Origin of the sequence: Corynebacterium sp. HMSC076G08, assembly GCF_001811515.1 — a bacterium.
Taxonomy (GTDB): Bacteria; Actinomycetota; Actinomycetes; order Mycobacteriales; family Mycobacteriaceae; genus Corynebacterium; species Corynebacterium hiratae.
This window is the reverse complement of the sequence record NZ_KV805022.1, coordinates 21,304-35,304: the sequence shown is the minus strand read 5'-3', so window position 1 is coordinate 35,304 and position 14,001 is coordinate 21,304. Positions and strand designations below refer to the sequence as shown.

The window sequence follows — 14,001 nt, the reverse complement described above, 5'->3', positions numbered from 1 at the left end:
TATTTTCACTACGCGCCAAGTGTACAGATGCCACGCTAGAGCCGCCGCGCTCCCAACTCCTGTGCGAGGAGCTCCATGGCCACCTCCGTGGCGTTGCGGTGGTCCATCTCGCCGGCATTCTGCGCGGCCTCCATCATCTCGCGCTCCTCATCCGCGCGGGTGTACTCCGGCTGCGGAGCGGGAGCTTGCTGAGGCACAGGCTGCTGCGGCGCGGCAGGCGCTTGGCCTGCGCTTTCCGACGCCCCACCCATCCCCGCCGGCGGACCGTACTCCTCCGGTGGGGCTTCGAATTCGCCTTCCTCCGGGCCTGGCTCCGGCGGCAGTGGAACGCCGTTGCCAAACTTGGGAACTTTGGAAAACTCTTCATCCCGCTGGGCCGCTACTTGGCTCGCTTGCGCGATGCGTGATCGCCATTGGCTACCACGGGCCTCCCTCTTTGGGGGCACCATCGCCCCGCGCGGGGCGACGTCCGGACGTTGTGGTTCTGCCGACGGTCGCGGGTCTGCCGGCGGCTGCGACTCAGCTGCCTCACGCGGCTGCTCCGTCGTCGTTGCAGAAGACGGAGCCTGCTGCCCGATCCGGCGCGGCGCACCCCACGGGTCATCACTGGCATTGCTGGGTTCCTTCGCCTCGGACTCGCTGGGCTTGTCTCCTCTTTCAGATTCTGTTGCTGCCGCGGAAGCAGGCACAGTGTCGGAAGAGTGCGAATCAGTAGCGTTGTCCGGAGTCTCCGGACTCTCTGCCTCCTCGTCGGGCTCGGCGGCCTCGCGTGGTGGCTGGTTGGGGTTCCACTGGGTGCGCTGGGCTGGCTCAGCCACCGTGAAGCCGTGGGCCTTCGGGTCTGTGCCGATGACGCACGTGACCTTCAGGTTGCGGTTGAGCTCTTCCTTAAGGACGGTCACGATGACCTCGTTGGTGCCTGGCGAGTTGATGCGTTCCGCCAGCGCGCCGGTGGTGTGCCCAAGAACCAAGGTGTCATCACGCACGCCGAGGACACGGGCTTCGGCGAGCATGATTTCAGCGACCTTGTTCCGACGCCCAATCGTCGCCCGCAGGTCAGACCAACGCCCGCGAATTTCCGCGGCTGGGTCTTGAGGCTGCTCGGGCTCAGGCTGCTGTTCTTGTGGCTGTCCTTGAGCCTGTTCTTGCCGTTCTTGTTGTTCCGGCTGTTCCGGCTGTTCCGCTTCCTGCGGTTGTTCGTGCTGCTCCTGTTGCTGGTGTTCCGGTCGCTCTTGGTGCTGCTCAGGCTGCTCTGACTGCGGCTCAGGCTGCGCCTCCGGCTGTGCAGGGCGCTCCACCGGTGCCTGAGGCTGCGCAGCCTCAGGGGTTGGGGTCTGCTGCGTCTGCTGGGCTGTTTCTTGGGTCCTTTCGACCTGCTGTGGTTGCTGTTGTGGTTGCTGCTGCTGGGCCTCCTGTTTTGCAGCCTGGCGGCTGCGACGCTGCGCGATGATAGCTGCGGCGGCGGCAGCGGGATCCTGGGCGCTAGCGACCGCAGATTGCTGGCGTTGCGCAGGCGGAGTTCCCTGCCCAGCGGGAGCGGAAGTCTGCACGCCCGCCCCCTGCGGGGCAGCAGTGGGCAGCTGACCGGCAGTTGCCGCCGCAGGAGCTGAACCAACGATGAGGTGTGCGCAAAGGATTTCTAGGAGCAGGCGCGGGGACGTCGCGCCGCGCAGGGAGGACACGCGCTCGTTGACGGTTTCGGCCAGGTAGGCCAGCTGTGGGCCGGAGAAGCGCTGCGCCTGGGCGGTAAGCACTTCCCCGCGGTCAGTCGGCGCAGAGACTAACCCCTCCTCCAACGCTGAAGGGACGGCCTGCAGGATCATCAAATCCCGCAAACGATCCAAAAGGTCAATGGCAAAGCGGCGAGGGTCGTGGCCGGCCTCAATAACATCGTCGACAAGCCGGAAGAGCCCAGCCTTATCCTGGTTCGCCAGGGATTCAACCGTGTTATCCAGCAGGCCTACGTCCGTGACACCCAGAAGTGGACGGGCCACGTCGTAGGTCAGCCCATCGGGGCCTGCGCCCGCCAACAGCTGGTCCAGGATGGACAAGGTATCGCGGGGCGAACCGCCGCCGGCCTGGATGACCATGGGGTACACAGTGTCATCCACGTGGACGTTCTCCGAGGCCACGGTGCGCTCCAACAGCCCTTTCATCGCCGGCGGGGTCAGCAGGCGGAAGGGATAGTGATGGGTACGCGAACGGATGGTGCCGATGATCTTCTCCGGCTCCGTCGTGGCAAAAATGAAGATCACGTGCTCCGGCGGCTCCTCGACAACCTTGAGCAAGGCGTTCGCACCGGAGGCGGAAATCATGTGGGCCTCATCGATGATGAAGATGCGGTAGCGCGACTCCGCCGGCGCGTAGTAGGCGCGGTCACGCAACTCACGCATGTCCTCGACACCATTGTGAGAGGCGGCGTCGAGCTCCGTGACATCCAAGTTGCCCGGCCCACCCGGGGCCAGCGAGACGCAAGAGTCACACTGCCCGCACGGCGTTGACGTTGGCCCCTGCTCACAGTTCAGCGAGCGGGCCATGATGCGCGCGGACGACGTCTTTCCGCAGCCACGCGGGCCGGAAAAGAGGTACGCATGGTTAATGCGCCCTGCGTCGAGGGCAGCGGATAAAGGCGTGGTGACCTGCTCTTGGCCTACCACTTCCGCGAAAGTTGCTGGACGATATTTCCGGTAAAGAGCCACGGTTAGTCAGTGTAGCGCCTCAACCCGACACGTCACTCCGAGCGCTGCCAATCCAGCAGATCGATGCCTTGCTCTGCCACCGCCTGCTGCAGCGCCGGCACGCCTTCCTCGACGGCGTAGGCATACTCGGCGTCGCTCAGCATGAGCAGTTGGCACACCAGCGTTAGGCGGCCCTCCTCCGCCACCTGCGGGGTCTGGCCGCCCCACAGGTACGGGGCGATGAGCATGCCATGACGCACGCTCAAGTGAGCGAAGCGCTCATCGTCTTCAGCAAAGAGCTTGGGCAAGAGCAGGCCCGGTTGCGCGGGCAACAAGCCTGCGGCTTCCGTGAGCAACGCTGCCGCAGCACTCACTGCGGCAGCCACCTCCACCTGCCCGGTGCGGGCGACGGTGAGGAGCTCACAGCGCACGTCGATGCCTTGCTCGGCGTGCGCTAGCCCGGTGTCGACATCGGCGAAGCCACACGTGACCGCGAGGGACTGCTCACCCTCCAGCGAGGCTAAGCCCAAACGCTGCCCCTCGACATTTCTGAACTCGAGGTCAGCCGGGATGATCTGGTCGAGCCAGTAGGCCGTCTCGTCGGAGTTGATTGCCTTATGCCCCCAGCTTCTCTACTGCGGCGAGCAGCACACAGGTGGCCACGCCATCCATTGCTGCCTCGACTTCTTCCTGCGGCGGCAGGGACGGTGCCAAGCGAATGTTGTGGTCCTTGGCGTCCTCGCCGTATGGGTACGCCGAACCAGCCTGGGTCAGGAGAATGCCGGCGTCACGGGCCAGCTCCCACACGCGGGTCGCGGTGCCCTCCATCACGTTGAGGGAGATGAAGTAGCCGCCCTTGGGGTGGGTCCAGTCCGCGATCTCATGGTGGGTGAGGTTCTTATCCAGGATGCGAAGAACCGCCTCGAACTTCGGCGCCAACAGCGCAGCGTGGCGGCGCATCACCGCGCGCACGCCCTCGGCGGAACCGAAGAACTCGTAGTGTGCCAGCTGGTTAATCTTGTTCGGGCCAATGCCACGGATACCGGCGTGCTCCAAGTACCACTCGAGGTTGTCTTCGGAGGAGCCGAAGAAGCTCACGCCGGAGCCAGCGAAGGTAATCTTCGACGAAGAAGACATAGCCCAGAAACGGTCCGGGTTGCCTTCTTCCGCAGCGATATCCAGGATCGGTAGAATCTCCGGGAAATCCTCAGTCAGCGTGTGTACGGCATAAGCGTTGTCCCACACGATGCGGAAGTCCGGTGCGCCGGTCTCCATCGCAGCAAGGCGGCGAGTCTTCTCTTCCGAGATGACGGCACCCGTGGGGTTGGAGAACATCGGCACTACCCACATGCCCTTCACCTGCGGATCCTTGGCCAGCTCCTCCACTGCTTCAATGTCCGGGCCATCCTCTTCCATCGGCACCGAAATCAGCTCGAAGCCGAAGGACTCCGTGATGGCGAAGTGGCGGTCATATCCCGGGGTGGGGCAAATCCACTTGATGTTCTCTTCCTTGGACCACGGCTTCTCAGAGCTGTTGGTGCCGAAGGTGTAGGCCCACAGGATGAGGTCATACATGATGTTCAGGGAGGAAGAGTCCGCCGCAATGAGGAGCTCCGGATCCATGTTGGTGAGCTTGCCCCACAGATCGCGCAGCTCCTTGATGCCCTTCTGGTTGCCGTAGTTGCGCAGGTCATTACCCGCAGCATCGGTGTAGTGGCCGCGCCCCGGCAGAACGAGCAGATCGTTGGACAGATCAAGCTGCGCCTTGGACGGCTTACCGCGGGTCAAGTCAAGATCCAACCCCTCAGCCTTGAGGGCCTCGTAGTCCTTGCGCACCTGCGCGGCAAGCTCATCAAGCTCGGACTTTTCAAGATTAAGAAGAGACATCCGTCTTCCTTCCGGGACGTAGTGCGGACATATGGCAACCATACTAACGCCCCGTCACATCCCCCGTGTGAAAGCACACAAATAAAAAGGGGACCCCGCGCACCCGCCAGAGCCTCCTGACCCTTGCTGCATTCCTGCCCTGGGGGAGTTCAGAGGATGGACGCCACGCGGAATCCTGCGGTCTAGCCTAGCGCGCCTTGCTTGCCGACGCCAAACCGCTCCCCCACCACCCAGCTCCCCACTCCGCTTCCAAGCGCGCTTTCCGCCTCAAGCCACTACATCCTTAACTTTTTCGCCCTGACCTGGCGATTTTGCTTCATTAGGGGGCTCATGTAATGTTTTCCAGCGGAGGATTCGACTAGCGGCCTATGTCACACGCCTGGAACGCGTGCGGGAGTCACATCCCTCAGGGGTTCAAATCCCCTATCCTCCGCCACTGGGAAGTCCCCTGGATGTCATCATCCAGGGGACTTTTCTTCATGCGCAGGTGGCCGATTCTAGCGGTCGTGGAAACACGGTTTTAGATTTCGTTGGCATAGCCTTGGAGTTCGGCCATTTCTTCGGCTGGTATTGCAAATCCTAGGGTTGCGCGTGGTCTTCTTCTTAACCACGTAGGCCGAGTTTCCCGCAGTCGTAGGCGACTATTGTCGATACGACTGCGGACAGCGAGATATCCCATGAGCTGTTTGGCTAAGAGGTAGCCAGGAATGGGTGGAACATTTGTGATCATGTCGACCGTGCTGTCGCATGGTATCTCTTCCGAAATCGCCTACGCCTTGCCGCTAGGGGCTTCTACTTGCTTGAGCTGACAGACAACAACCGGCAAGGCGCTACCTCAGTCTTCAATGAGTCGGCGTCTTTCTATATGACAAACCTAGACTGAGCATATCCCTATTACTCTTTACTCCTCCTTTTAGCTGATGCAGCAACTGAAAGAGCTATTCCTAGAAGGGCCATAGGAAGCCCAAGATTAGTAAGCCGAGTTTCCCAAAATAAGCCCGCTATACACAACAAAGCGCCTGCAATGAGAATGACAAGGGTAAAGACTTTAAATAGTTTCATTTCCGCATCTTCCTTACAACTTCCGTCATCGCCCGAAGGCAGGAATCCCCATGAGAATAACAATTCTTTACTCACAATTGATCCCCCCACCTAAATTTGGAACTTTCGTATACTCTTCTCGGGTTCTATGGCTTGAAGAGTGCATGAAAGGGAAAATAGGTGTATGCCATTACTCGGCACTGTGGAACTCAACCACCCGATCAGCAAAGGTTCACTCCCCCCGACCCGTCGGTGGTAACGATGTACGATTCCGCGATTTTGTCGAGCAGTTTCAGGTACTCGTTTGAGCTTTCACGCAGGCACCAATGTCGGGCGATGACGTGCGTTTCGGTGCAGGCTACCAGCAGGAATTTCTTGTGAAAGTAGGTGCCGTCGATAAAGAGCTGGTCATAGACACGATAGGGATCTGCTGCTGTTGGCACGATGATAAACCACAGCAGCTTAAACCACCGGGTCAAAGTCCGCCTTGTTATCCCAAGGCGTTTGGCCAAGTGGTCTGCGGATTCCCCAGAAAGGACCCAGTCAATAAAGATTTTAAAATGCCGAATCTCACTGGTGTGCGCGGGTGTTAATCGATGAAAACGTTGCACTGAGGGCATAGCCGGCCTTGGGGTCCTGCCGCAGTTTTGTTGTTCTTAACCAGAAAGTGGCCGCACATATCGCACGACAGCCGATTCCTATTAGCCATATGAATTGGCATTACCGCACCAGCAGCAGTCCTCCCACCACAGGTCTATGGCTATCCGATGTCGATTTCACCGATCAGGCTGTTGGAACCGATTCAAAATCAAGATCACCGTATTATCCCAGGCTGCCTTGGGAATCCGTATCGGTTTATCCACACGAAAAGTCCCTTAAGCCGTTAATTCTCAGAAGCCGATTTCTGCGAAGCAGCAAACTGACTTCACCACGTATAGAACTCCAAGATGTTTCCGTCTGGATCCGAAATGTAGGCGGAATAAGAACCCCATGGCATTTTCTTCGGTGAGGCAGAAGCCTCGCGATAGGAATCTGGAAGTTGACTCCAGTACTCGTCGACGTCCTCGACAGAAAACTGGATTACTGCTCCGCCGGGGGTCGCCGGACTAGTGTTAGTGGCTGAAGCAAAAGCTGAAGAATCGAATACGCCAATTACGCTGTCATCAAACGACACTTCAAAATATCCTTCTCCAGCAGACAATGGCTTTACCTCGGAGTTTGGAAGTTGATGGTAGAACTCCCATGAGGCTTCGATATTGCGGGTCAAGATTGTCAAATGATCGAATCGCATGATTGGAATAACCTTTCTCGCTGGGCCAAAGATTTGTTGCGATTATTCCAAATCCCCTTTGCACATGTGCGGTGTTAGGAATCGAGGCTATTGGATTCTTCATGCGGTGGCTTGAAGCCTTCAAGCAAAGGACCCAAAGTAAAGGCACCATTTGCGGGGACTAGGATGGAAAACCCCAGGTGATTGCATGCGGAGTTTCGCATAAGGTGCCAGTACTTTGGTTCCTTTGCAGCTGACGGAGGCGCCTCATCGAACGCCCACAGCTGCACGCCCCTAATCGAACTCGGGGGCCTCGAAGCCGTCTTCCTTGAGCCACTCCACGTGTGGCGGGGTATTCATGCCCCATTCCGTGCGGACGAGCAGGAAAGCCTCTTTCACCTCGTCCTCGCCATAGCCGCCATCGCGCAGGAACTGGCGGAAGCCGCGGGGGCCAGGTTCTTTGATCCACAGCCACACGTAGTCATCCAGCGTGCTATCACCCAGGATGTCCTCCATGCCCGCTGGCAGCAGCTCACGCCCGGCGCGCACGCGCTCCTCCAAGTCAGCATCGAAGAAGTCGTAGAGATAATCCAGGCCGTCTTCCAGCTGAGCGTACTCATAGGCGTCCATTGATTCGCTCCTCTCGCCACCATTCTTAGTCACGGATCAGCACTCCCCTCAACTGTGTTTCTTTGCGCCGAGGGACATCCGGTCGACGTCGGCAAGCACTTCGTCCACAATCATCGGGTTGAATTCCCTATCGCGGCGCAGGCGCAGCAACTCTTGCTGGGCGCCGGCAAGGGCTGTTCGCCGTGCCGCGAGGGCCACCTCACGGGCCTCGATGGCCATGCGCAGACGAGTTGTAGCGTCCTCACCGTCCTCGTCCTCACCGAGGCGGTCCTCAAACCATTGGGCAATATTTGCCGCAGTGTCGGGGTCCAGTTCCTCATACTTCGCGCGCATCGCAGCAATGCCGGCTTTACGCGCGCGGGAGGTAATGGTCGCGCGCATTTTATCCGTGGCTGCCTGCGAATACGTAGTGAGGTCGAGCTGACGCATAAGCCACGGCAGCAACAAGCCGGGAATCACCATGGTCATGAGCAGCACCACGAGGGCGATAACGGTCAACTCGTTATAGAAGCTCAAACCACTTGGAACAGACAGAACCAGCGCAAGAGTCACCAAACCGCGCATGCCGGACCACGTCATAAGCAGCACTTCCTGCAGGCGCTGCGGCGCCAGGCGTGGCTTCCCGCGGCGCCTATTAATGAGATAGAAGGCGTACATCCACACCAAGCGCACGAGGAAGGCAACAACGGACAGGATGACGCCGATGATGACCGCATGCCAGAGGTCCGCACCCGCGGCGTCGATGGCGCTGAACACGGTCAAGCCAATGAGGCCGAAAGCCACACCCGTGAAAAGTAGCTCGACGGTCTCCCAGAATGACTGGCCGGAGAGGCGGTCCTCCGCCTGAATCGGCGCGCGGGAGTGCAGTTCCACCGCAGCAATCACCACAGCGATGACACCGGAGGCACCGAGCTCCTCCGCGGCGATGTACACGGCAAAAGGAATCACCCACGTCAACGCGTTGCGAGCGATAACCTCGTGAACCGCGCCGACGAACCACGAAGACACGCGCCCCACGACGAGCCCGAGAATGGTGGCTACCGCCGCGGAGTAGAGGAAACTCGTCACCGCTTCCCCGGCGTGCATCTCCCCCGAGCTCGTCACGGCTTCCAGGGCGAGGTGGAAGGCCACAATAGACGCAGCATCATTGAACAGGCCCTCAATCTGCAGCACGGAAATGATGCGCCGCGGGATACCGGCTGGTTCTGCCACGGCCTCGACGGCCACCGGATCTGGCGGGGCAATCGCGGCGCCGATAAGGATGGCGGCAGCGAGCCCCAAGCCCGGCATGAAAGCACGGGCGGTGAATCCCACCGCCAGGGTCGTAGCCACCACGAGCAGCACGGACAGAGCCAGGATGGTCATCCACTGCTCACGAATGACACCCCACGATGTTCTCCTTGCCAGCGCCCACAACAATGGCGGCAAGAAGATGGGAAGAATGAGGTCAGCAGGCACGGAGAATTCAAATGTGCCATTCGAGAAAGTGGCGTACACCGAAACCGCCACCGCCGTAAGGATAGTCAAAAGCGCCGGCCAGGGAAGTCCTATTTTGTCCCCTACCGCCTTGACGATGACGGTCAACAGCATCAGGCCAATAAGGACAAACAAAACTTCCATGCTGAGCTTCTCTCTCCGTTAAATTTTTTGTTCTCAGACTACCGCTGTACAGCCGGCGAGGGGGAGGAGCTACACAGCGCCATCCCAGACGAAGGCCTCCCGCGATAGCTTCTCCGGCTGAAACTGTTGGCACAGCTCCTGTACGGAAGAGGCCTCATACCCTAAGGAGTGGGCCAAGAGCTTGACGACGTCCCCCGCATCCCTACCGTGCCCATCGAGCAGCTGACGCAGGGTCACCGCCCCATCGCGCTTGGACAAACGCACACCCTCAGCGTTGAGCACGAGCGGCACGTGGACGAACTCCGGCTCCGGATAGCCCAGCTTGTGCGCCAGGTAGGCCTGGCGCGGGGCCGAAGACAGTAGATCATCACCGCGCACGATCTGATCGACGCCTTGGAAGGCATCATCAACAACAACCGCCAGGTTATAGGCCCAGTCCATGCCCTGGTTCGGATCCGCTGGGGGCTGGCCGCCACGGCGCAGGATGAAGTCATCCACCTCCCCGGTGTACTCGCCGGCGAGGGCATCGTGGATGGTGAAGGAGGAGGCGTCGGCGCGCAGGCGTATGGCTGGCACGCGGTTTTGAGCAGCCAGCTCGGCGCGCTTGGCGGCCCGTTCATCGTCGCTAAGCGCGCGGCAGGTGCCCGGGTACTGTCCTGGGATGGCGTGTGGGGCGCGGGAGGCTTCCTGGATGTCCTTGCGCGAGCAGTAGCACTCAAAGGTGGGAAGCTGGGCGAGTGCCTTCTCATAAGCCGCGTAGCGATCCTGCTGGTAGATGACCTCCCCATCCCAGTCCAAGCCGAGCGCGGCGAGGTCCTCCAGCTGGCGCTGCGCCGACTCCCGCGAGGAGCGCTGCGTGTCAATGTCCTCCACGCGCATAAGAAAGCGGCGCCCGCTGCTCCTGGCGTAGAGCCAAGCCAGCAACGCCGTGCGGAGGTTACCCAGATGCAGATCGCCGGACGGGCTCGGGGCATAGCGCCCGGCGGGGCTGAGAGAATCCATGCCCACCAGTCTACGAGGAGGCCCGCGCGCGTCGGAGTCCTCTACTAGAATCTCCCCCATGGCTTCTGACGCGACGTATCCCCTGCTTGATTCTGCCGACGCCGAGCGTATGCTCGCTTATGCGCGTGCCCAGGCGCCGGGGCTTTCTCTTCCCACCGTTGAGTCCGCCCACATTGACAAGCAGATCGACCGCGTGCTGTCCAACGACACGTTCCAAGGCTGTGCGGAGGATGCCGTCCCTGCCGCCCACTACTTGGAGGCGCGGGAGACACTTCGCGTGGCTGCTGGCACCATCGAGAACATCGACGATTCCCTCACCATTGCCTCGATTGGAGCGCTGACCGGGCAGCCGTCTCTCGTAGCTACTGGCTATACGCGTGTGGCCCGCGCATGGTTGGATAACGACAACACCGAAGAAGCAGAGAAATTTGCGGCCAAGGCAGCAGCGGCTGGTGACGACACCGCGCTGGGCGAGATCGCCGCAGCTCGCACCGCGGCCAGCCACAAGGATTTCTCCGAGTCCGCCCCCGCTAGCGAGAATGCATCAATCAGCCCCGACAGCACGACGTCGCTCTCGGATCTGCAGGAACTTCTAGATTTCGCAAAGAACGGCGATGCAAAGGCGCATGCGGCCGACTTCGTGGCTGTCAACGACGCTGTGACCGGAGGCAAATTCGACGGAGCGGGTGCCACGATGGCCGCAATCCTTCAAGCCATCCTCGAATCGGCCGTGGGCGCACTCTGGGCATCCAACTCTGCCGCCGACTGTGAACGCGTGGCTGCGCAGTCCTTCACCATCCTCTCCAACGCACGCAGCGACGAGGATTACCAGCAGCTCCCAGCGCCCATGCTGGCCCGCTTCTACAGCGATGCCGCACAACACTCCCCTGACGATGTAGAGCAGCGCGTGGCCTGCTTTGCCGCCGCTGCCCGCGAGTACCAACGTTGCGGCGACCTCGACGGTGAGCTGCACGCCCTCCTCAAGACCGTGGCCCTCGATGTTCGCCACCGCGATCCGGAGGAGGCCTACGACATCCTGGCCTCACGCTATGTGGACTCCACGAAGCTCAAGAGCCTCCCCGTAGCCGCCAAGTGGACCGTTCTGTATTCCGAGAGCCTGCGCACGCAGGCTCAGGACATGTTTAAATCCACCCAGGTGTTGCTCGACTTCTTGGAGAAGCACCCCGCGTCCCAGGCCACCACGTCTTCGGAGCAAAACGCCATGGCGGAGGTAGCTGAGCTTCTTGGGGATCGCTACACCGCCGCCAACGCGGCAGACCGCGCGCGCAACATGTATCACTTTGCGTTTAACCTGTTTGCCGCAGCGGGCAATTCCCGCGCGCTCGAGGAACTGCGCAAGAAGGCCTAAGCCACACGCGTACAAGGCCTAACGCTGTCGTTCTTGCCCACCAAACCACTGCCGGTTCGCCGGCAACCACAGCAGAACGATGACTGCCGCGGAGACGATCGACGCGGGCATCACCGAACTCAGTGGAATGAGCAATACCACGATGGCGCTGATAGCGGTCAAGGCAATCCGCGCCGACTGCTGCGCGTGCAGCACATAGGTCGTGATGACACACACGAGAAGGACCAGCACGCCCAGCAGCACGCCGAGCTCCGTGGAGAGCTGGTCCGTGCGGCTTACCGCCGCCGGGCTGTTTTCAAAGGCCACGAGCCGGCAGATGTTGTAGACGGCGTAGCTGGTGATGAAGATCTCCAGCACCGCTGCGACCTTCAGCGGCCACGGTGCCCACTGTGCCTTCATATCGGCGGCGCGGCGGGCCTGGCGGACGGTGTCGCTGACCTGCCCATAGCGATAGTCCGGCGCGGTCCCGGCAGGCGAGCCCGGCTGCGGTGCTCCTGGGGACTGCGGGCTGCCGAAAGTCATGACACGTCCTGCACAAAAACGCCGCGGCGGCTGAGCAGCCAGCGGATGGGATCCAGCACGCGATAGGGCGCAATGCCGCTGCGCGCCAGCTGGCGGCCCGTCGGGGCCTCCCCCAAGGCGGAGACCACGAAGAAGCTGCCATCGCGCGGCGCGGCTGAATAGAGCTTGTTGATCAGATCGTTGGCGCCCAAGAAGCGCAAGAGCGATTCCGCTTCGAGGTGAACCATCCAACGGTCCGAATCGCGGAAATTCCACCCGGTGTCGCGGCGGAAGGCAGCACCGCGGTTGGCCATGAGCTTCTTCCACCGCACGTCATCCACCTGCTCTAGCTTCTGCACCGTGTCAAACTTCGAGATGGTCACCGCGAGCGGCGGCGGGGTATCCGTATCGAGCAAATCCAGCAGGTTATCCAGGACCCGCAAAGAGTCCGCGCCCAGTTCACCAATGTTGGGAATCAGGCCGTGGATAAAATCCTGAATCTGCTGCACGCGGAGCGGATCGAAAAGGAAAATCACCAAATCCGCGTGCGAGAAGAACGCCAGGTTCTCCCGGTCCGCCTCGTTTTCCGGAGGGTTCTCCAAGTCCTCGCCCGCCACGTCGCGGAAGACCAGGTAATTCATGCGCTCGCGGCCCTGCTCATCCGGCCACTTACCGAGTTCAAAAATCAGCGGATCGCGCTGGTAGGCGTCGGTAGCCACCGCACTTGGTGTGGGGTCCATGGCACGCATCTCCTCAAAGAGCGGCCGCTCATAAACCTCCGCGTAACGCTCGCGCGTGGATTCATCCGCCGCTTGGACGGAGCGATTGTGCTTGTGCGCCAGCTGCTTGAGCTGCTTGATCATCACTGCGGTGTAGAGCGACTTACCGGAGTTACGCGCACCGGCCATGGCCACGCAATGCGTCACGGCGTCGGTCCATCCCTGCGGCAGCTCGCGGTTGGTGTACGGGCTCACCGTCACACCATACTCGAGCGGTTTAAAGGTCCACGGGCAACGTGCCTGGCTCATTAGTTCCTCTCTTTCAGCATGGCGGTGACGCGATCGGTCAGTTCCGAAAGCTCCGTGTTGGCGCCGGTATCGAGCTGCTTGACGACGTCCCCGTCGATCACCGCGTACGCCACATGAGCCGGGGTTCCGTTGATGTGCGCAAGCTCCAGCTCCTGGCGCCCGATGGCGCTCGTGATGAGCACGACGGTGGGAACTTGAGTCTCCAGCATTGAGGCCACGGGCGAATCGGTGACGTAGATGGCGAGCGAGGCCGTGGAAGCCACCGTCGGCCCGCGCCAGGGGCGCTGGCCGACGCGCTCCGCTCCGTTATCGATAACGCCCGCGATGAAGCGCGTGAGCTCGTCTACCTTGTGGGTCTCGATGCTGTCCTGGCCGTCGGTGGCGCGGAAGTGCCGGAAGGCATCGGAGAGCGCATCGATGTATTTGGCGGCCGCCTCAACGATCTTCGGTGTGACGTTGACCTGCATGGAGGCGGAACCATCGACGACCACGGTAACGGCATCGAGGCCAGCGACGTCCAGCTCCGCGCGGCGCATCTTGGAGCGCACCTCGCGGGCGGAGTCGGTAATTCCGGCGCCCTCGGTCGTGCCGAATGCTTCCAGACGGTAGCTGCCGGATTCCGGGGTGACCTCGGCGAGGCGCTCGGCGGAGTCCTCGGCGGCGTCGATAAGCACGCGCGGGAACGTCACCGAGTCGCCCGCGTTGCTCACCGTCAGGCGCACCTCGCTGCGCAGGCCGAAGGTCTCATTCCCCTTCGGGCGCACAACGATGGTGGCGCGCTCGGGAAGGGAGTGCACCATGAGGGAGAGATCGTGGACGCGCACGGCGTCAACGCCCTCCCCCAGGATCGCCAGCTCCATCGAGGCGCCGCCGGTTCCCATCTCGAAGGCTTCGACGCGCAGGATGCCGTCTGAGCCGATGCGGCGGGACTCGCCGTCCCGCAGTGTGTATTTAGCCATGACGCTTCTTTCCTTC

The 14,001-nt window shown here is 61.2% G+C and carries 12 protein-coding genes, 1 tRNA gene, 1 other RNA gene and 1 pseudogene; 2 read left to right on the top strand and 13 right to left on the bottom strand.

Annotated features, from left to right (window positions below; translation table 11 throughout):
• Positions 1–35 precede the first annotated feature (35 nt).
• From HMPREF2806_RS03890 to ffs, 4 genes are all read right to left on the bottom strand, one after another.
• On the bottom strand, positions 36–2,699 hold the full coding sequence (locus HMPREF2806_RS03890; protein ID WP_049157817.1) for a DNA polymerase III subunit gamma and tau: 2,664 nt from the start codon (positions 2,697–2,699) through the stop codon (positions 36–38).
• Between the two features lie 32 nt (positions 2,700–2,731).
• Entirely contained in the window at positions 2,732–3,208 is a 477-nt protein-coding gene (locus HMPREF2806_RS03885) for a suppressor of fused domain protein (RefSeq protein ID WP_049157816.1), read from the bottom strand.
• An 85-nt stretch (positions 3,209–3,293) separates the two neighbouring features.
• Positions 3,294–4,565, bottom strand: coding sequence for an aspartate aminotransferase type Ic (locus tag HMPREF2806_RS03880; RefSeq protein WP_070516329.1), 1,272 nt, complete (start codon positions 4,563–4,565; stop codon positions 3,294–3,296).
• 81 nt (positions 4,566–4,646) lie between these two features.
• An RNA gene (gene ffs / locus HMPREF2806_RS03875) (signal recognition particle sRNA small type) lies at positions 4,647–4,745 on the bottom strand.
• Positions 4,746–4,912: 167 nt separating this feature from the next.
• Between ffs and HMPREF2806_RS03870 the strand changes: the two genes are divergently transcribed.
• A tRNA-Ser gene (locus tag HMPREF2806_RS03870) sits at positions 4,913–5,001 on the top strand.
• 458 nt (positions 5,002–5,459) lie between these two features.
• Here HMPREF2806_RS03870 and HMPREF2806_RS13435 read toward each other — a convergent pair.
• From HMPREF2806_RS13435 to gluQRS, 6 genes and pseudogenes are all read right to left on the bottom strand, one after another.
• Positions 5,460–5,702 carry a hypothetical protein gene (locus HMPREF2806_RS13435; protein ID WP_128081864.1) on the bottom strand — a complete coding sequence of 81 codons (243 nt, stop codon included), beginning with the start codon at positions 5,700–5,702 and terminating at the stop codon, positions 5,460–5,462.
• Positions 5,703–5,842: 140 nt separating this feature from the next.
• Positions 5,843–6,315 (bottom strand): annotated as a pseudogene (locus tag HMPREF2806_RS03865) (IS256 family transposase); the annotation flags it as partial.
• Positions 6,316–6,531: 216 nt separating this feature from the next.
• The gene (locus tag HMPREF2806_RS12970; RefSeq protein ID WP_083306500.1) at positions 6,532–6,897 is read right to left on the bottom strand and encodes a VOC family protein; all 366 of its coding nucleotides are present in this window, start codon (positions 6,895–6,897) and stop codon (positions 6,532–6,534) included.
• 273 nt (positions 6,898–7,170) lie between these two features.
• Positions 7,171–7,506, bottom strand: coding sequence for a hypothetical protein (locus HMPREF2806_RS03860; protein ID WP_070509682.1), 336 nt, complete (start codon positions 7,504–7,506; stop codon positions 7,171–7,173).
• Positions 7,507–7,554: 48 nt separating this feature from the next.
• Entirely contained in the window at positions 7,555–9,126 is a 1,572-nt protein-coding gene (locus HMPREF2806_RS03855) for a cation:proton antiporter (protein WP_070509680.1), read from the bottom strand.
• A 69-nt stretch (positions 9,127–9,195) separates the two neighbouring features.
• Positions 9,196–10,128: a tRNA glutamyl-Q(34) synthetase GluQRS gene (gluQRS, locus tag HMPREF2806_RS03850; RefSeq protein ID WP_070509699.1), complete on the bottom strand. Its 933-nt coding sequence runs from the start codon at positions 10,126–10,128 to the stop codon at positions 9,196–9,198.
• A 58-nt stretch (positions 10,129–10,186) separates the two neighbouring features.
• On the opposite strand from gluQRS, the gene HMPREF2806_RS13430 reads away from it, so the two are divergent.
• The gene (locus HMPREF2806_RS13430) at positions 10,187–11,497 is read left to right on the top strand and encodes a hypothetical protein (protein ID WP_049157807.1); all 1,311 of its coding nucleotides are present in this window, start codon (positions 10,187–10,189) and stop codon (positions 11,495–11,497) included.
• Positions 11,498–11,515: 18 nt separating this feature from the next.
• Here HMPREF2806_RS13430 and HMPREF2806_RS03840 read toward each other — a convergent pair whose 3' ends face one another.
• Genes HMPREF2806_RS03840 through HMPREF2806_RS03830 form a run of 3 tightly spaced genes read right to left on the bottom strand, consistent with a single transcriptional unit; the run spans position 11,516 to position 13,985 of the window.
• Entirely contained in the window at positions 11,516–12,019 is a 504-nt protein-coding gene (locus HMPREF2806_RS03840) for a hypothetical protein (protein WP_070509678.1), read from the bottom strand.
• Entirely contained in the window at positions 12,016–13,026 is a 1,011-nt protein-coding gene (locus HMPREF2806_RS03835; protein WP_070516327.1) for a TRAFAC clade GTPase domain-containing protein, read from the bottom strand. The genes HMPREF2806_RS03840 and HMPREF2806_RS03835 overlap by 4 nt, the downstream gene beginning before the upstream one ends.
• Positions 13,026–13,985 carry a hypothetical protein gene (locus HMPREF2806_RS03830; protein ID WP_070516325.1) on the bottom strand — a complete coding sequence of 320 codons (960 nt, stop codon included), beginning with the start codon at positions 13,983–13,985 and terminating at the stop codon, positions 13,026–13,028. The genes HMPREF2806_RS03835 and HMPREF2806_RS03830 overlap by 1 nt, the downstream gene beginning before the upstream one ends.
• Positions 13,986–14,001 lie beyond the last annotated feature (16 nt).

Coding starts and splice junctions, on each gene's coding strand:
- HMPREF2806_RS03880 (WP_070516329.1), bottom strand. CDS start 4,565: ATGTCTCTTCTTAATCTTGAAAAGTCCGAGCTTGATGAGCTTGCCGCG.
- HMPREF2806_RS12970 (WP_083306500.1), bottom strand. CDS start 6,897: ATGCGATTCGATCATTTGACAATCTTGACCCGCAATATCGAAGCCTCA.
- HMPREF2806_RS03860 (WP_070509682.1), bottom strand. CDS start 7,506: ATGGACGCCTATGAGTACGCTCAGCTGGAAGACGGCCTGGATTATCTC.
- HMPREF2806_RS03855 (WP_070509680.1), bottom strand. CDS start 9,126: ATGGAAGTTTTGTTTGTCCTTATTGGCCTGATGCTGTTGACCGTCATC.
- gluQRS (WP_070509699.1), bottom strand. CDS start 10,128: ATGGATTCTCTCAGCCCCGCCGGGCGCTATGCCCCGAGCCCGTCCGGC.
- HMPREF2806_RS13430 (WP_049157807.1), top strand. CDS start 10,187: ATGGCTTCTGACGCGACGTATCCCCTGCTTGATTCTGCCGACGCCGAG.
- HMPREF2806_RS03840 (WP_070509678.1), bottom strand. CDS start 12,019: ATGACTTTCGGCAGCCCGCAGTCCCCAGGAGCACCGCAGCCGGGCTCG.
- HMPREF2806_RS03835 (WP_070516327.1), bottom strand. CDS start 13,026: ATGAGCCAGGCACGTTGCCCGTGGACCTTTAAACCGCTCGAGTATGGT.
- HMPREF2806_RS03830 (WP_070516325.1), bottom strand. CDS start 13,985: ATGGCTAAATACACACTGCGGGACGGCGAGTCCCGCCGCATCGGCTCA.